14 protein-coding genes are annotated in these 18,197 nt (G+C 52.5%); 6 read left to right on the top strand and 8 right to left on the bottom strand.

Features of this window, described 5'->3' with window-relative positions:
- Nucleotides 1-89: 89 nt before the first annotated feature.
- From CPA45_RS19725 to CPA45_RS19715, 3 genes are read right to left on the bottom strand one after another with little or no spacing between them, the layout of a single operon-like run.
- A complete protein-coding gene (locus CPA45_RS19725; protein WP_096654576.1) occupies nucleotides 90-1,589 on the bottom strand; it encodes an aldehyde dehydrogenase in 1,500 nt (499 codons plus the stop codon).
- Nucleotides 1,589-2,965 carry an aspartate aminotransferase family protein gene (locus CPA45_RS19720; protein WP_096654543.1) on the bottom strand — a complete coding sequence of 459 codons (1,377 nt, stop codon included), beginning with the start codon at nucleotides 2,963-2,965 and terminating at the stop codon, nucleotides 1,589-1,591. Before CPA45_RS19720 ends, CPA45_RS19725 begins: the two co-directional genes overlap by 1 nt.
- A 35-nt stretch (nucleotides 2,966-3,000) precedes the next feature.
- On the bottom strand, nucleotides 3,001-3,807 hold the full coding sequence (locus tag CPA45_RS19715) for a gamma-glutamyl-gamma-aminobutyrate hydrolase family protein (protein WP_096654541.1): 807 nt from the start codon (nucleotides 3,805-3,807) through the stop codon (nucleotides 3,001-3,003).
- A gap of 281 nt (nucleotides 3,808-4,088) precedes the next feature.
- On the opposite strand from CPA45_RS19715, the gene CPA45_RS19710 reads away from it, so the two are divergent.
- On the top strand, nucleotides 4,089-5,471 hold the full coding sequence (locus CPA45_RS19710) for a glutamine synthetase family protein (RefSeq protein ID WP_096654539.1): 1,383 nt from the start codon (nucleotides 4,089-4,091) through the stop codon (nucleotides 5,469-5,471).
- Nucleotides 5,472-5,706: 235 nt separating this feature from the next.
- On the opposite strand, the gene CPA45_RS19705 is transcribed toward CPA45_RS19710, so the two are convergent.
- Nucleotides 5,707-6,999, bottom strand: a complete 1,293-nt coding sequence (locus tag CPA45_RS19705) for an NAD(P)/FAD-dependent oxidoreductase (protein WP_096654537.1) — start codon at nucleotides 6,997-6,999, stop codon at nucleotides 5,707-5,709.
- A 351-nt stretch (nucleotides 7,000-7,350) separates the two neighbouring features.
- Here CPA45_RS19705 and CPA45_RS19700 point away from each other — a divergent pair, with 351 nt between their 5' ends.
- The 3 genes from CPA45_RS19700 (at nucleotide 7,351) to CPA45_RS19690 (ending at nucleotide 10,330) form a co-directional block, all read left to right on the top strand.
- Complete coding sequence (locus tag CPA45_RS19700; RefSeq protein WP_096654535.1) at nucleotides 7,351-8,538, top strand: M24 family metallopeptidase; 1,188 nt, start codon at nucleotides 7,351-7,353, stop codon at nucleotides 8,536-8,538.
- A 144-nt stretch (nucleotides 8,539-8,682) separates the two neighbouring features.
- On the top strand, nucleotides 8,683-9,054 hold the full coding sequence (locus CPA45_RS19695; protein ID WP_096654533.1) for a hypothetical protein: 372 nt from the start codon (nucleotides 8,683-8,685) through the stop codon (nucleotides 9,052-9,054).
- 157 nt (nucleotides 9,055-9,211) lie between these two features.
- Complete coding sequence (locus CPA45_RS19690) at nucleotides 9,212-10,330, top strand: alkene reductase (RefSeq protein ID WP_096654531.1); 1,119 nt, start codon at nucleotides 9,212-9,214, stop codon at nucleotides 10,328-10,330.
- A gap of 43 nt (nucleotides 10,331-10,373) precedes the next feature.
- On the opposite strand, the gene aguA is transcribed toward CPA45_RS19690, so the two are convergent.
- From aguA to CPA45_RS19675, 3 genes are all read right to left on the bottom strand, one after another.
- On the bottom strand, nucleotides 10,374-11,462 hold the full coding sequence (gene aguA / locus CPA45_RS19685; RefSeq protein ID WP_096654529.1) for an agmatine deiminase: 1,089 nt from the start codon (nucleotides 11,460-11,462) through the stop codon (nucleotides 10,374-10,376).
- Between the two features lie 38 nt (nucleotides 11,463-11,500).
- Nucleotides 11,501-12,847, bottom strand: coding sequence for a Na+/H+ antiporter NhaC family protein (locus CPA45_RS19680; RefSeq protein ID WP_096654527.1), 1,347 nt, complete (start codon nucleotides 12,845-12,847; stop codon nucleotides 11,501-11,503).
- Between the two features lie 70 nt (nucleotides 12,848-12,917).
- A complete protein-coding gene (locus CPA45_RS19675) occupies nucleotides 12,918-14,321 on the bottom strand; it encodes an aminotransferase (protein ID WP_096654525.1) in 1,404 nt (467 codons plus the stop codon).
- Between the two features lie 164 nt (nucleotides 14,322-14,485).
- Between CPA45_RS19675 and CPA45_RS19670 the strand changes: the two genes are divergently transcribed.
- Both CPA45_RS19670 and CPA45_RS19665 read left to right on the top strand, forming a co-directional pair.
- Nucleotides 14,486-15,733, top strand: coding sequence for a M20 family metallo-hydrolase (locus tag CPA45_RS19670; protein ID WP_096654523.1), 1,248 nt, complete (start codon nucleotides 14,486-14,488; stop codon nucleotides 15,731-15,733).
- Nucleotides 15,730-17,223: an aldehyde dehydrogenase gene (locus tag CPA45_RS19665; RefSeq protein WP_096654521.1), complete on the top strand. Its 1,494-nt coding sequence runs from the start codon at nucleotides 15,730-15,732 to the stop codon at nucleotides 17,221-17,223. The genes CPA45_RS19670 and CPA45_RS19665 overlap by 4 nt, the downstream gene beginning before the upstream one ends.
- 13 nt (nucleotides 17,224-17,236) lie before the next feature.
- Here CPA45_RS19665 and CPA45_RS19660 read toward each other — a convergent pair whose 3' ends face one another.
- Nucleotides 17,237-18,082 carry a helix-turn-helix transcriptional regulator gene (locus CPA45_RS19660; RefSeq protein ID WP_096654519.1) on the bottom strand — a complete coding sequence of 282 codons (846 nt, stop codon included), beginning with the start codon at nucleotides 18,080-18,082 and terminating at the stop codon, nucleotides 17,237-17,239.
- Nucleotides 18,083-18,197 lie beyond the last annotated feature (115 nt).

Genomic DNA, 18,197 nt, shown 5'->3' with positions numbered 1-18,197 from the left:
TGAATCAATCAAAAAGGGGGATGTTAAATTTAGCTTCGCCCCTAAATCAGGTACGTCGAACGCTCAGGTACATCAAACACTCAGGTACGTCAAACGCTCAGCGACATCCACACTGTTTTCACTTCGCAGTATTTCTCCTGCGCGTGCAGCGATTTATCACGCCCATTTCCCGATTGTTTGACACCACCGAAGGGGACTGTCTGATCGACGCCGGCCCAGTTGTTCACATACACTTGGCCAGATTGCAGTCGCCGGGACACCCGCATGATACGGTCGATATCCTGGCTCCAGACCCCAGCCGCAAGGCCATAATCACTGTCGTTGGCCAGCGCAATTGCCTGCTCTTCACTATCAAAGCCGAAAACACTCAGTACCGGCCCAAAAATCTCCTCTCGGCCGATACGCATTTCGGGGGTGACGTTGTCAAAGATGGTAGGAGGCAAGAAATAGCCCTTGGAAGCGCTAGCTTCTCCACCCAGTTTCAGTGCCGCGCCTTCGCTTACCCCCAGACGTATATAGTCAAGTACTCGCTGATACTGCGCTTCATCGACCATGGCGCCCATAAAGCTGTTCGGGTCGAGGGGGTCTCCCGGCTGCATCTGCTCGGCGGCTTTTACCACACGGGCTACAAAATCTTCACGGATACTGTTTTCTACCAGCAGACGTGACCCCGCGATACACACTTCTCCCTGGTTGTGGAAGATTGCGGCCGCAGCGCTTTGAGCCACCGCATCAAGTTGCTGGCAGTCGGCGAAAACAATGTTAGGGCTTTTGCCACCACACTCCAGAAAAACGCGCTTAAGGTTGGACTGCCCGGCGTACTGCATTAGTTGCTTACCCACACCTGTAGAGCCGGTAAAGGCTAGGCAATCCACTTCCATGGAAAGCGCCAGCGCTTTGCCCACTGTGTGGCCATAACCTGGCAACACTTGGAAGACACCTGGAGGGATGCCGGCTTCCTGGACTAACTGCGCCAAGCGCAATGCCGAAAGCGGTGATTTTTCTGATGGCTTGAGAATGACACTGTTGCCCGCCGCCAGTGCAGGAGCAATCTTCCAAGAGGTCATCATCAGTGGAAAATTCCACGGCACAATAGCGGCCACTACACCCATCGGCTCGCGCAGTACCAGCCCCAGCGCGCCATCGCCGGTCGGAGCTACTTCACCGTAAAGCTTGTCGATACATTCTGCCTGGTAACGCAAGCAGGCAACGGTACCCGCCACATCACCCTGGGAGCTGGAAATTGGTTTACCCATATCCAGCGTATCCAGCAACGCTAATTCGTCACGGTGAGCGTTCACCAACTCTGCCAAACGTAGCAGCACACGTTTACGCTTACCTGGATCACAGCGCGACCAAGCGCCACTTTCAAAAGCAGCACGAGCCACCTGGGTGGCACGTTCAGCATCTGCCGTATCACAGCTGGCTACTTCTGCCAGCGTTTCACCCGTGGCGGGATTGATGCTGGTCAGAGTGCTGCCACTCACGGCAGGCACAAATTCACCATCAATAAAGGCACGTGTCTCCAAGTTCAGTGTCGCTGCTAACGCCTGCCAGTCAGCTAATGTTTTGGGGCTATCAGTTACCATCATGCACTCTCCATTGGGTATGTAATCGCTAGCTTTGCAGCGGTTTTATCGAGAGCTAAGCGTGCCTTGCTCACCAGTTCATCGATTTCACTGCGCGTGATAATTAACGGCGGTGAAATCACCATGGTGTCACCCACAGAGCGCATAACTAACCCACTGTCAAAACAGAAATCACGACACAAGTTGCCGACAGAAAGAGATTTATCGAAACGCTCGCCGGTTTGCTTGTCGGCCACCAGTTCCAGTGAGCCAATCAAACCCAGCGAGCGGGCGTCACCTACCAGAGGGTGTTCCGCTAGTTCCTGCCAACGTTTAGCTAAGTAAGGCCCCAGTTCATCACGAACTTTTTCTACCACTCGCTCGCTTTCCAGCAACTCAAGGTTTTTCAATGCCACAGCAGCGCAGACTGGGTGGCCGGAGTAGGTAAAGCCGTGGAAGAATTCGCCGCCTTCGTCGATTAGCGTGTCGGCCACACGATCTCCTACCAGCACAGCACCAATGGGTAGGTAGCCCGACGACAAGCCCTTGGCGATTGGCATCAGGTCAGGCTTGAGCCCATAGTGAGTACTGCCAAACCACTCACCTAAACGACCAAAACCACAGATGACTTCGTCAGCAATCAATAGAATGTCGTACTTGGCCAACACCTCTTTCACCGCAGGCCAGTAACTATCCGGTGGAATGATCGCTCCACCCGCCCCCTGCACAGGTTCTGCAATAAAGGCCGCTACTTTATCTTCACCTAATGCCAGAATTTGATCTTCAAGCGCTTGAGCACACTGTTTGCCAAACTCCTCCTGGCTCATGTCGCGCCCTTCGCCAAACCAGTAAGGCTGGCAAATATGCGTAATCCCTGGCACACAAGGGCCACCCTGGTCATGCATCGGCGCCATACCCCCAAGGCTCATTCCCGCTACTGTAGAGCCGTGATAACCATTTTTACGCGAGATGATCCATTGCTTTTCTGGTTTGCCTTTGAGTGCCCAATACCGGCGCACCATGCGCAACACGGTATCGTTAGATTCAGAGCCTGAGCCGGTGAAGAACACATGATTGATATGCTCAGGTGCCAGCTCACTTAGCTTGGCAGCTAACTTCACTGCGGGAGGGTGGGTGGTTTTGAAGAAATTGTTGTAGTACGGCAGTTGTTGCATTTGCTCAGTGGCAGCATCAACTAGTTCCTGGCGCCCATAACCAAGGTTCACACACCAAAGGCCCGCCATACCATCAAGAATACGGTTACCCTGGCTGTCATAAATGTAAACCCCATCGGCGTGGGTGATGATACGGGTGCCTTCTTCACCAAGTGATTTAAAATCAGTAAACGGGTGAAGGTGGTGTTGGCGATCCAGCGCTTGGTAATCTTGGGTCTGCATAGGTAGGCTCCTGATCAAATCATTGCAACAAGCGCTCAGCAGGCAGCAAGTTGGGCGTCACGTTGGTTACGATGCTGACGACATGCCGTAGCAAACCCCTGAAACAGTGCGTCATAAAAGGGGTGTTCTTTGGAGCGCCACTCCGGGTGCCACTGGACAGCCAGCGCGAACGCAGCGGCATCGCGCACGGAAACCGCCTCAACTAACCCATCCGGTGCCCAGGCTTCTGCTTCCAAACCCGGCGCAAGCTGGTCAATCCCCTGCTGGTGCAGTGAATTCACCTCAGTATGCTCACCGCTATAGAGCGCCTCCAAAACACCACCAGGGCGAATCTTCACCCGGTGAGAGGCCGCATAGTGACCGGCCATATCGTCAGCAGGCGGCTCGCGGTGATCGAGCATACCCGGCAGTGTTTGTACGGCCTGGTGCAGCGTGCCCCCAAAAGCCACGTTCATTTCTTGAAACCCACGACAAATACCAAACAGGGGTAACGCCTGTCGGACTGCCTCATGCACCCAATCAAGCGCTTCTTCATCGCGCCGTGCGTCGCTGCGAGTATTTTCCGGGGCTAGCTCAGCGCCATAGCGACCTGGAGAAACATTGGTATAGCTGCCGGTTAACACCAAGCCATCCAAGCTGCCCAATAGCGCAACGGCCTGCTCGGCACGTTGCTCAGGCGTCAACATATCAGCAGCCAGTACAGGTAGGATCACAGGTGTGATGCCATAGTGATAAAGCGCCTGCAGATACTTATCGGTCACTATCTGAGCTGAGTGGCCTTCCACCTCTCGGCAGCAGGCGATAACACCCACCAAAGGGCGCGGGGAATGAGTTACTTGCATAAGTAGATACGCTTTGCCGGTTGTTATGTTTTATTCAACGATCACCCAAACATAGCGCGCCTTGTTTTATTTTCCAACAACAAATCGTTATTTTTGTGCAAAAAAGTTATAAATAACTGATAAATAAAGGCATAAAGTAAAAACAAACATCCGAGAGGGAAAGTTATCATTATTTTTGTTATTAAATAATTGACACGAGATGCAACCAGGGCAAGGATACTGTTAGCGAAATCACTACCACCCAGTCACAACTAACACAGCACAAAAACAAGGGTTAACGTATGTCTACTGCCCATCATACTTACAACGAAGCCTCAGCTTTTCTGGAGCGCCATCCGGATATCACCAGTATTGACCTGTTGATCAGTGACCTCAATGGCGTCATCCGTGGCAAGCGTATTCCTACCGATAACCTCGGCAAGGTGTTCGAAAAAGGCATCTATTTGCCTGCCTCTGTGTTTGCACTGGATATCAACGGCAACACTGTGGAAGAAACGGGGCTGGGGCTTTCCAGTGGCGATGGTGACCGCCTGTGTCGCGCCATCCCCGGCACGCTTCACTCAGTTCCCTGGATAAATAACAAGCACTACGGCCAGCTATTACTGACCATGGAAGAAATGGACGGCACACCTTTCTTCGCCGATCCTCGCCAGATCTTACGGCGTATTCTGGGGCAACTTTCGAGCCTTGGCTTAACACCAGTGGTTGCGCTTGAGCTGGAGTTTTATCTCGTCGATCGGCAGCGCTGCACACGCAATCTGATCCAGCCACCGAAATCACCCTGCAGCGGTGAACGGGCCGCCCAAAGCCAGCTATACTCCGTGCTGGAGCTGGATGAGTACGCCGAGTTTATCGATGACCTGCAAAGTGCCGCTCAAGTCCAGGGCCTGCCACTGGATACTGTGCTGAAAGAGTGTGCTCCCGGTCAGTTTGAAGCTAATTTGATTCACACTGATGATGTACTGCTCGCTTGTGACTATGCAGTGCTGCTTAAACGGCTAATCAAGGGAGTGGCATTGCAGCACGGCTTTGAAGCCACCTTTATGGCTAAGCCTTACGGCCAGGAAGCCGGTAGTGGCACCCATGTTCATATCAGTCTGCTGGATGAAAATGGGAAAAATATCTTTGCTGAAAACGGCGATGACCCGTTGGACAATAAAGCGCTGCAACACGCAGTGGGCGGATTACTAGAATTAATGCCGGACTCCATGGCGCTATTGGCCCCAAACCTCAATTCGTACCGTCGTTTCCAGGAAGGGTACTACGTGCCCATGGCGCCCACTTGGGGGTATGACAACCGCTCAGTGGCAGTCCGTGTTCCTGCTGGTTCAAAAGATGCACGGCGCATTGAACACCGTGTAGCCGGCGCCGATGTAAACCCCTACCTGCTCCTCTCCACCGTGCTGGCATCAATTCATTACGGCCTGACCCAGCAGCGCCAGCCCCCTGAGCCAATTACTGGCAATGCCTATGAACAGATCCCCGCCCAGCTGACTAATAGCTGGACTAAGGCGCTGCACCTGCTGAGCACCAACCACATATTCGGAGAACTGTTTGGTAAGGATTTCATCCATGTATTTATCGCCAACCGCCACGCCGAACGCGCCGAAGCCATGCGTGAGGTTAGCACGATGGAATACGACTGGTACCTGCGCCACGTATGAGCTTTGTTAGAAACGTATGAACTGTTAGAAACGTATGAGTTGTTAGAAACGAGAGAGGTGCTTGCCGCCTCTCTCTTGTTACTTCTGCCTGCCTTGCCCTGCTATCTTGCCCTACTGTCCCGTCCTTCTATTCGCTTTTTATTCCGTGTTATCCGTGAGCGTCCATGGCAAATAAAAAAGGGCTGACAAACTTATTCGCCAGCCCGCTTCCAAGCAATCATCAAACTAATCGGTGCTAAACCGCCAGCCGATCCCGCATGGCATAGAACCACGCTCCCATAGCAGAAAGCGGCACGCGTAACAGCCGCCCACCAGGCATTGGCAAATGGGAAATCTGCGCAAAGGCTTCAAAACGCGCCTCTTCGCCACTAATGGTTTCTGCCACTAACTTGCCTGCCAGATGCGAACACGTTACCCCGTGGCCAGAGTATCCCTGCGCATAGTAGACATTGCTATTAATACGCCCAAATTGCGGCAAACGGTTGAGCGTCAGCAGAAAATTACCGCTCCAGGCGTAATCAACGCGGACATCTTTTAGCTCAGGAAAAGTCGTCAGCATTTTTGGCCGAATGGCCGCTTCAATGCTAGCGGATTCCTGCCCGCCATAGTTCACTCCTCCGCCATACAGCAAACGGTTATCAGCGGTTAGACGATAGTAATCCAACAGATAATTACAATCCTCCACTGCTTTGTCATTAGGCAGTAGTCGCGTCGCTAACTCTGCAGACAGAGGTTCAGTCGTAATGATCTGGGTGCCACACGGCATCGATTTGCCTTCAAGCTTGGGTAACAACCCTTGCATATAGGCATTACCTGCCATAACGACGCGCAGGGCAGTCACTCGCCCCTGGGGCGTATGTAACGTCACCGGCTCACCGTGCTCCAACCGCGTCACGGGAGAGTGTTCAAAAATCTTGCCGCCCAGAGCCTCTAATGCAGCGGCCTGCCCCAACACCAGATTGAGGGGATGTAAGTGCCCACCGGAGTGATCCACCAACGCGCCTACATAGCGTTCGCTACCTATCTCTCGCTGGACCTCATCGCCTTCTAACAGCTCTAACTCCTGATGGCCGTAGCGTTCCCACAAAGCTTTTTGTTCCTTTAAGCCTTCCCACTGCTTCTTATTACAAGCAGCAAACAGATTGCCTTCCTTTAGGTCGCAGTTGATATCATATTGGGCGATACGTTGACGGATAATCTGGTTACCCTCAAACGCCATGGCACCCAGCGCTCGAGCGGTCTCAGCGCCGTTCTGCTGCTCGATAACATCTATATCACGGCTATAACTGTTAACGATCTGCCCCCCGTTGCGCCCAGACGCTCCGAAGCCAATCGCCACACTCTCCAACACCACTACACGGTGACCGCGTTCAGCCAGATGCAGTGCCGCCGAAATACCGGTAAATCCGGCCCCCACCACACAGATGTCACATTCCACATCGCCACTAAGCGGCGGCCTTTGTGGCCCAGAGTTGGCCGATGCCGCGTAGTAAGAGGCAACATGACCAGAAGACGCTTGAGGTTGCATTCGCCACCCTCCTATTGTTGATTATTTTAACCAACCTGATCATATAGGCCGGCGTACCAATTCGCAAGGAACTGCAACCACCAGCCTTTTATGGGAAGAAAGCATTTTTATCGAGAGGAAAGTGTTATTAAAAAAGCAACAGGCACACATTAAACTCGCAATCATTGCACTGGAAAGAGTCAACACACTGTCTTATGCCCCCTATAAAATGCGAGTTCTTGCACGAACTGATGACGGCGCCTTACCAAGCACAATTGAGACATCACTCACTTCTACTACCAGCGTTGATAAAGGCAGAGGCGTAACGCTAGCTCCTGCCTATACTCACCGTAGTCCCCACTGGAGACCACTATGGATTATCAACACTACCGCACCGCTCTTAGCGGAACGCTCGCACAAAGCGAGCTGCCCTTTGCACCTGATGAATATCAAATGCGTCTAAACAAGGTGCGCCATGCAATGGCACTGCGCGGGCTAGATGCGCTACTGCTTACCGACCCCGCCGATATTAATTACCTCTCTGGCTACCATACCTTTGAAGTTTCGGTGCACGCTTGCCTAGTCTGCACCCAAGCGCGGCTAGTGCTACAAGTCGCCTCGATTGAAACCGGTGCGGCGGTAGTCACCGCCCGGGTTGATGAGATCATCGGTTACTGCTGGGAAAACTTGGATGAAATCATAACGCCGCTGGCAGACCTGCTTTCTCCTTGCTCGAAAATTGGTATTGATGGCTGGAGCAGTGGGCTGCGCTTTGGGGTGATCGATACGCTGATGCAGACCATTGGTCGTGAACGCTTTAGCGAAGCTGGCGCAGTGGTCGATGCGATTCGACTTATAAAAAGCCCCGCTGAACTTGAGATGCTGCAACAGAGCGCACGAATCACCGCACTCGGGTTAGAGACCGCAATACAGAGCATCCGCCCCGGCGTGACCGATAACGATATTGCCGCCGTGGGCGCCAAAGCGCTGCTCGAAAATGGCAGCGAGTTCATGAGCCTGCAGCCAATTGTGACCAGCGGGCACCGTATTGGCGTGATTCACGTCAATCATAAGCGGCGTGTAATACAGCCTAACGAACCGGTCTTCTTAGAGTTCGGTTCCGCTTATCAACGCTATACGGCACCCATGATGCGCACTGCCGTGACAGGCGCTCCAAGCCCGGCTCTCTCCGCCACTCGGGATCTTTGCCGCTCACTGTTTGAAACGCTTTGCGATGCTATGCGTCCAGGCAATACCTTTGATGCTGCCGCCCAGGCGGCTGATGCCCTACTCGCCCCCCAGCGTGATCAGTATTTTTTCTCCGGTGTCTTTGGCTATGCCGTGGGAGCGCAGTTTCCGCCTAGCTGGGTAGAGGGCACCGGCTTTATCGCCAAAGGGCAGGCCCGTACTTTTGAAACCAATATGGTTTTTCACCTGCCGCTCTGCCTACGTGTGCCCGGCCAGTGGGGCGTTGGCATAAGCGACACTGTGGTGGTGACTGAAAACGGAGCAAAACCGCTGACCAATAACGACTGGCAGCTGTTTGAGGCGCGCTCATAGCCTCTCGTATAGCCCCCTATATAGCCCCTCTCATAGTCCCTGCATTGACACATCTATTGAGTAGCGCTATCGTCACTATAGATGCAAATGAGAAACACTATCTTTATTTATTAAATAGACAGTCAGGCGTGAGGGACTAGTGGGATGACTAGCGAGCAGCGGCAACTTCGCCAAACGGTCATATTTTTGCGCACCTCTTTTGAAGCGGTTCAGCACTCTATTGCTGGCCGCTTGGAAGACCCGCTGCCCTGCTGGATGGATACCAGCATGCTTTCCATGTTGTCGCGGGAGCTCACTCGCTGCAGCCAACAGTCCAAGCCGCTGTTTGCCCCAACCGTCACCGAACAGCTCTATATCGCCTCCCAGCAGTGCGACCTGCTACTCAAACAGTGCCCAGGAGTGCTCAACAGTGCGGTCTGCTATCGCCAATTAGGTGCCATTATGTTGCCGCTTACTTCTGCGCTGCAGCAGATCGACACCCCCGCCAAGCGCCGCTGGCCTTGGCAGCGAATTTAACTCCCACCTTATACCCCGCCTCATTTCATAGGCGGGGTTCTGTTTTGGCTTCAATAACCTCATAACCTGTACAGAGCATAATGGTTGATGATTTATAGTAAACTGGTCTATTCTGATCGCCGCGATTTAATTGACCGTTCCTAAAAGGAGTTTGCTCATGGCGTATGACACGCTTTTCACCCCCATTCAGCTAGGTAGCCTTTCAATCCCTAACCGCGTCATCATGGCGCCTCTAACGCGCTCGCGCACACCCAACAGCGTGCCAGGCACCATGCAAGAAGCCTATTACGGCCAGCGGGCAGGCGCAGGTCTGATTATTAGTGAAGCAACCAACATCTCCCCCACAGCCAAGGGTTATGTGTATACGCCAGGCATTTGGACAGATGAACAAGAAGCGGGCTGGAAAGGCGTTGTCGATGCGGTACATGCCAAAGGTGGTCGTATCGCGCTGCAGCTGTGGCACGTTGGGCGCGTGTCCCATGAAATGGTGCAACCGGATGGGCAACGGCCTGTTGCACCTAGCGCGTTAAAAGGAGAAGGCGCTCAGTGCTTTGTTGAATTTGAAGACGGGACGGCTGGCCAGCACCCTACCAGCACGCCCCGCGCACTGGAAACTGAAGAGATCCCCGGCATTGTCGATGATTACCGCCAAGCGGCCGCTCGCGCCAAACGCGCAGGCTTCGATATGGTAGAAGTGCATGCGGCCAACGCTTACCTACTTAATCAGTTTTTGGCTACTGGCACCAACAAGCGCACCGACCAGTATGGCGGCTCGCTGGAAAACCGCGCCCGCTTCCCACTGGAAGTGGTCGATGCGGTGGTTGAGGTGTTCGGTGCAGGGCGTGTGGGCATTCGCTTGACACCGTTTATCGAACTGTTCGGCCTAACGGATGATGAGCCAGAAGCCATGGCTTTCTACCTAGCGGAGCAGTTATCAAAACGCGGCCTAGCCTACCTACACTTAAACGAGCCTAACTGGATTGGTGGTGACATTACCTTCCCTGATGGCTTTCGGGAGCAAATGCGTGAGCGCTTTAACGGCAGTCTGATTTACTGCGGCAACTACGACGCAGAACGCGCGGAAACGCGCATTAACCAAAATACCACCGATGCCGTGGCCTTTGGCCGTCCTTATATCGCCAACCCTGACTTACCGGAACGCTTCCGAGTGAATGCACCACTCACCGAGCCGAACCATGAAACGTTCTACGGCGGTAATGAAAAGGGCTACACCGATTATCCGTTTATGGATAACGGCTACGATCGCATTGGGTAACGGATTTGTGCTCCCCCCAGCTGATTTGCTGGGGGGAGCATAGCTATACGCGTGGCTGCTGCTGGGTAATACAGTGTATGTTGCCTCCGCCAAGCAGTATTTCACGGGCAGGCACTCCGATGACTCTCTTAGTAGGAAAGAGTGTCGAGAGTATGTTCTCAGCTTCGCCATCGTGACGAGGGTCTAACAACGGCATCACCACAACGGAATTGCCTATATAAAAGTTCACATAAGACCCCGCCATTCGGTCTCCTGGCAGCCTAGGGTGTGAACTGTTGAGACGGTCTAAACCACTGGCTTCATCCTCGGCAATATAGAGTGGCCCCGGTATCGGCAACTTGTGAACCGTTAGCTTTCGGCCTTTGGCATCCGTTGCATTTTCCAGCACGCTTAACGCTTCTCTTGAGATTATCCCTTGGGGATCCTGCTCATCATCACACCATGTCAACGCTACTTGCCCAGGCGCAACAAAACAGCACAGGTTGTCTACGTGGCCATCGGTCTCATCTAGATAACACCCACGGGGGAGCCAAATAACTTTACTAATCCCCAAATACTCCTGAAGCCAGCGTTCAATTGTTTCGCGACTCATATCAGGGTTGCGGTTAGGATTCAGCAAACACTCTTCTGTCGTGATCAGGGTTCCTTCACCATCTACATGTATTGCTCCCCCCTCCAGAACAAGGGGAGCTTCAAAACGCTGGATGCCAAGCATTTCGCTGATCTTGCAACGGATACGGCGATCCTTGTCCCAGGGAAAATAGAGCCCTTCTTTCAAGCCGCCCCAGGCATTAAATTCCCAATCAATCAGAGCAAGATGCCCGTCAGGGTGAGTCACAAAGGTAGGTCCTACATCACGCATCCAGGCATCGTTACTGGATAACTCGACGACACGAATATGGGCAGGAAGTTGGTTACGGGCATTTTCATACTGCTCATCGTTGACACCCACGAGGACTGTTTCGCTTTCTGCAATGGCAATTGCAACGTCAACAAATGCTCTCTGAGCTGGCTTTGCACCATAACGCCACGTATCTGGGCGCTGCGGCCACAGCATCCAACACGCTTCATGGGGTGCAAATTCGGCAGGCATCGAGTAGCCAAGGGAGGCAGGAGTTAACAGCGTATTCATTTGAGCAGAACCATACTTAGGTTGTGTCGTAGCGTGTTTCATAGGTGACCTACCAACATAAAAATGCCTGCTGCAATCGTAGCCGCAATAAGCACATAGGGGAGCTGAGTCAGTGCGTGTGCCATTGGTGTACAGCCTGCTCCTTGAGCAGAAAGTACTGTTGAGTCGCCATAGAAACAGGCATGGCTACCAAACGCACTAGCAGATATTAAAGCCCCCACCACCAGCGGCATATGGGCGTCCATGCCACTGGCTAGCGGCAGCACAATGGGCATTGCAATAATAAATATTCCCCAGAAGGAACCGGTGGCAAAGGCAAGAAATGCCATAGTGATAAATACAACTGCAGGCAACATATTGGCTGTCATTAAGGGCTGCACAGAGGCAATGACAAAGTCAGTCAACCCCAGCAGATCGTTCACTTCTTTCAAAACGAATCCCGCTACCAAGGTTCCCAGTGGCATAATCATCGCTTTAAAACCATCAAGGGCTGTATCGAATGTATCGTTAAAACTTAAAAGCTTCTGAATTGCTATTAATAATAAGGTGATAACAAGCGCTACAATAACACCCCGTAAAATATCGATTTCAAAGTACCAGGTAAAGAAAATCAGCGTCGCGATGGGGAGTAAGAAGTTGATTAAGTGAGGGTGTTTAGTGCACTCATTGCCCACTTCAAGGGCATTCTCTTCTACCCCTTCTGGCTGAGGCTGACCGCCCGCAGCTCGGGCCTCGGCGGCACGCATCGGCCCCAGGTTGGGAATCCAGCCCATTGCAACAAGGGGCACCAGTGCAGCTGCCACCCACGCATAGAACATAAAGGGTATTGCCTCGATATACAGCCCCATACCATTGCCAGCAGCATTGTTGTCTTCAAGCAAACCCGCAAAGAAAACAGCCCAGGTTGAAAAAGGCACCAGAATACAGATTGGCGCTGCCGTAGAATCGACGATATACGCTAACTTTTCCCGCGACACATTAAAGCGGTCTGTCACCTTTTTCATAGAGGCACTGATAGTTAAGGCATTCAAGTAATCATCGACAAAGATGATCAGGCCCAATACCCAAGTTGCTAAAAGGCTCTGGCGTCGACTATGAATGCGCTTCGTGATCGTATTACCAAAGCTTAAAACACCCCCCATTTTCACTAGCAGTGCAATTAAACTACCGAAAAGCCCACAGACTAGAATAATCCAGGTTACTGTTTCATTGCCCAGTACATCCAATAGGATATCCGAGCCTTGAGTGACAATATCAAGAGGCTGATACATCAATAGCCCGACAATGGCACCCGCAAGGAGTGACTCGATAGTACGCCTGGTGACAATCGCCATTACCAAGACAACCAGGGTAGGTATTAGGCTTAAAACTCCATAATCTTCCATTGGCCGCGTCTCTTTATCGTTGTATTAAGACTCGAAGCGGGCGTAATCGTACCCGCCTTGACACTTATCGTCACAGGTAACCATCTGCTTTAAGAGAGAGCGTGGTCGCGGCAAACGCCTCATCGAGAATGGCCACAACCTCATCGACTACCTGGCGAGACCAAATTAGGGGCGGGGAGATAATGCTGAGGTGACCAACTGGGCGGATAATTAAACCACGCTTTTGTGCCTCGGCAGCCACGCGGTCACCCACACGTGCTTCAACGGGTAGCAGCTCTTTGGTGGTTTTATCAGCGACGTTTTCAATCGCCATCATGAAATGACTGCCACGAATATCACCAACTGTTTCGTGGACCGCTAACGTTTTGAGTTTGCGTTCAAGGTAGGGTCCAACATCACGTACGTTTTCACAAATTCCTTCACGCTCAATAATCTCAATATTTTTAAGCGCTGCCGCACAACTGACCGGATGTCCTGAGTAGGTGAAGCCAGTGCTCAGCACCCCGCCAAGACCCTGGGGAGTACTCAGGACAGCATATAACTCATCAGATATCAGCGTGGCGCCAAGCGGAGCGTAGCCAGAAGAGAGACCTTTCGCTACGTTGATAATGTCAGGCTGGGTATCAAACACTGCCTCAGAGGCAAAGAAATGCCCTAATCGGCCAAAACCGGTGACCACCTCATCTGCTATGTAAAGAATATGGTTGGCACGACATACCGCCTGCATACGCGCATGATACCCCTGAGGAGCCATCAGTACACCGCCAGCCCCCATAATGGGTTCTGCGATAAACGCTGCAATATTGTCCGAGCCAATGCGCTCAATCGCACTTTCCAGCTCATCAACGAGATGGTCACAGTACTCGGCTTCCGTCATTGCCTCAGGGCGGCGGTAGCAGTTAGCCTCGCTAAGATGCGTTACCAAGTGATCGAGCGTATCGAATTCCCAGTTGTTACTCGCAATGCCGGTAAGGCTTGCCGCCATATAGGTGGTGCCATGATAGGCGTTATTACGTGACAGAATGTGCTTTTTGGTTGGCTTGCCCAAGCGGTTGAAGTAGTAATGCACTAAACGGATAGTGGCATCGTTAGCCGTTGATCCACCACAACTGTAGAACACATGGTTCAAGTGGGAAGGAGCAAGTTCAGCCAGTTTGGCGGCAAGCTCAGTGGCAGGTGCGTTAGAGAGGTTGTTAAAGGTTGAGAAATAAGCCATTCGGGTCGCTTGGTCAGCCATTGCTTGCCCTATCTCAGCACGACCATGTCCTACATTGACACACCACAATCCAGCGATGCCATCGATAAAGCGATTCCCACGGACATCCTCTACATAGATCCCTTCGCTGTTGGTAATCAAATCACAGCCTTTTTCATGGAAGAGGCTGAAGTCCGTAAAAGGATGGATAAAGTGATTTCTATCTTTTTGCCAAAGATCTTGTGCGTCGTAGGTTACCGAAGTCTTGTTATTTGTCATCGTCTTGTCCTCGCTTATTTAGGAAGCCGTTGTTGAGGCGAGTTCACAGGCTAGCGGGGTAGGCAATGCCAGGAATATATCCCCATTGGGGTATATCGACTTATCGACTAGGCACCTAAGGTGAAAGTCTTTAGATCACCCTATAAGCATAAGAAGAGGATTCCATGCAGATTGCTATTGATGGTCAGCGACTTTGGTCAAGTTTAATGGCGATGGCAGAGATCGGCGCTACCCCCAACGGCGGCAGTAACCGTTTGGCGCTCACCCAGGAGGATGCCGCCGGTAGGCACCTATTGATTGAGTGGTGTGAAGAAATTGGCTGCCAAGTTCGTGTTGATGGCGTCGGCAATCTTTTTATCCGCCGACCGGGTAAGCGTAACGACCTTAAACCTGTGGCGACAGGCAGCCATCTAGATACTCAACCCAAAGGCGGGCGCTTCGATGGTGTTCTGGGCGTGCTGGCCGGCTTAGAAGTGCTGCGCACCCTGCACGATCACAATGTAGTCACCGAACGTCCGCTTGAACTTATCGTCTGGACCAATGAGGAAGGCAGTCGCTTTGCACCGGCCATGGTAGCGTCTGGTACCTATGCGGGTGTTTTCGCAGTTGAGGAAACTTTAGCTAGGCAGGATGCCAATGGTGTTACCTTTGGGCAAGCGCTTGAAGAGACGGGCTTTAAAGGCAACCTGCCTATTGGAGAGCCGCAACTAGCCAGCTTTTTTGAGCTACATATTGAGCAAGGCCCAGTGCTTGAAGAAGAGGAGCTGGCAATTGGGATTGTCACAGGCGTACAGGGTATGCGCTGGTTTGATCTGACGATCCAAGGTAGTGCAGCCCATGCGGGCACTACCCCAATGTCTTATCGCCATGACGCACTAGCCGCCGCCGCGAGGTTAATTGACCGCCTGTACACCCATGCGGCATACGATACCAGCGGCGATACCAAGGTAACTTTTGGCTGCCTTGAAATAGATACGCCTTCCCGCAACGTGATCCCTGCCAAGGTCAGCCTGACCGTTGACCTTCGCCATGTCGTGGAAGCGCAATTAGACACACTCGAAGAGCGTCTTCATAGCGAGTTAGCAGACATTACCAATACGTTTGGTGTAGCCGTGGATCTGGAGCGTACCTGGGCATCTCCCGTGGTTGAATTTGACAAGCAATGTGTTGCCGCGCTTGAAAAAGCAGCCAAATGCCAGGACATTCCCTACCGCCGTATGATGAGTGGCGCAGGTCACGATGCTGTCTACGTTTCTCGGGTAGCCCCCACTGCGATGCTGTTTATTCCCTGTCGTGATGGTATTAGCCATAACGAGGCGGAGTATTCCACACCGGAGCACTGCGCGCTCGGCGCACAAACGCTCTGTGATGCCCTTATCGCAAACGCCAACAGCCTGGAGGTTAACGCATGACCCCCCCAACCAACCAGGCCGAGTGGCAAGCGTTGGCAGAAAAGCTCGATTTCGAAACCCGTGCGTATATCAACGACCGCTTTATGGATGCCCAGAGTGGCAACACGCTTACCACGATTAACCCAGCTACCGGAAAGGTGTTAGCCGAGGTGGCAAGCTGTGACGACGCTGACGCTGCACTCGCGGCTCAAGCCGCCCGAGAAGCTTTCCAACGGGGCGATTGGGCGCAGCGCTCACCGACACAGCGTAAAGTCACTCTTCTTAAGCTTGCTGACTTAATGCAGGACCACAAGCATGAACTGGCACTGCTCGATACGCTCGATATGGGCAAGCCTATTTCAAGCGCTTTGGGTGATATCGACGGAGCCATCAGCTGTTTGCGCTATACCGCGGAAAGCATCGACAAACTTTATGGTGAAGTTGCCCCCACGGGTGATAACAATTTAGGGCTTATCGTTCGTGAACCCTTGGGTGTCGTTGCGGCAATAGTGCCGTGGAACTTCCCGCTAATGATGACCGCCTGGAAAATCGCCCCTGCCTTAGCAGCAGGTAATAGCGTCATCCTTAAACCATCAGAAAAATCACCGCTGTCCGCGCTGCGCCTTGCTAGTTTATCCCAGCAAGCGGGCCTGCCCATGGGTGTTTTTCAGGTGCTGCCCGGCTATGGTCATACGGTAGGTAAAGCGCTGGCGCTCTCCATGCAAGTCGACTGCCTCGCTTTTACCGGCTCAACACAGGTCGGCAAACAGCTGATGCAGTACGCAGGGCAGTCAAATCTGAAGCGCGTCTATTTAGAGTGCGGAGGCAAAAGCCCCAACATCATCTTTGCGGACTGCCAGAATCTCGACAAAGCTGCCCAGCATGCCGCAACGGCTATCTTCCACAATCAGGGCGAGGTCTGTATTGCAGGCTCTCGTTTGTTGGTAGAAAACAGTATCCGTAAAGATTTTGTGGCCCGAGTGGTAAAAGCCGCCGAGCAAATGCAGCCGGGAGATCCACTAGACCCAGAAAGCTTTATGGGTGCCATGGTGGACGAGACCCAATACCGCCGAGTGCTCGACTATATACACCAGGGCCAGAAAGAGGGAGCTACGCTAAGAGCCGGTGGAGAACCGCTTAGCGGCCCTGGGCTATTTATCCCACCCACGATTTTCGATGACGTTACGCCTGATATGGCGGTCGGTCGTGAGGAAGTCTTCGGCCCGGTGCTAGCGGTATTTGGCTTCGATAACGAAGACGAAGCGCTTGCGCTCGCTAACGATAGTGACTTCGGCTTGGCAGCGGGGGTTTGGAGTCAGGATATTGACCGTGTGATGCGCGTTTCACGCAAGCTCCAGTCTGGGCAAGTGTACGTAAACAACTGGGCGGGGCCGGATATGACAGTACCATTCGGTGGTGTTAAGCAATCAGGCAACGGGCGGGATAAGTCGCTTCATTCGCTTGATGAGTATACCGAGATCAAAACCATCTGGATGTCGCTACAAACATAAGGAAACGGTGGCGCTAACCTCTCAATTGCCGGGAAATCAACGCCACGTGCTCAAGAAACAGCTGAAAAAGCTGCGATTGGCTGGAAATATCCAAACGCTGATAAATATGTTTGCGATGTACCTTTACGGTTCCGTCACTGATATCAAGCTCTCGAGCCGCTGACTTGGTGGAGTGCCCCGCTAACAGCAGGCGTACAATCTCTTGCTCACGCGCCGTTAGTAGCTCACGGCCAAAACTTGCAAAGGCAGCTTCCACCGGGGCGTCTTTTTCCAGAGTTTTCTGGAAAATCGCGCCCTGCCATTTCCAAAACTCTATTAGCAAGACCTCGACCAGCGGTGCCACATTTCTCAATATTTGCAGAGAGCGACGCTTAAGAGGAGCATCGGCCTGAAACCCTAATGACACCACCATCAAGACATCTTCTCCGATACGCACAAAGAGACCTACCTCATCGACCAACCCTAACGAACGATAGTAGTGCGCGTAATAATCACTAGACTCAAAACGGTCTGGCGCCAGCTCCCGCAAGCGATGCACCCCATTATCGACCCCATCGCTTATAGCCGTAAAAAATGGATCCAGTAAATAGGCCCCGCTGAGATAACGGTCGATCGCCTGTTGGCGATTTTCCGCTGGGTAGTCATCGTGTATCAGTAGCGGTCTGTTACGCCCTTTATAGGTATTGATAAGAATCGTATCGAATCCCGTTACCGCGCGTAGCACCTGCTCCAGCCGAGCGGGAAAATCTCGCTGGCCCGTAGAGTACACTAGGCTGGCAAGATGTCGGTGCCAAGCAGCGCTACTTGCATTAGCAAGGAAAGCACAGTCAACATCAGCTGTTGAAGAACCGTATCTCATGAGGAGCGCTTTATTTAGGCTGTTGATTACACGATACTGCGTTGAGGCTGTACGGTAAACTTTGATTACATATCTCGGTACACCCCTTGCAGGGCAAGTAGCATAGGCCCAGTGA

Source organism: Vreelandella nigrificans (genome assembly GCF_002374315.1).
Taxonomy (GTDB): Bacteria; Pseudomonadota; Gammaproteobacteria; order Pseudomonadales; family Halomonadaceae; genus Vreelandella; species Vreelandella nigrificans.
The sequence above is the reverse complement of the archived record's forward strand: the minus strand, read 5'-3'. Positions and strand labels throughout refer to the sequence as shown.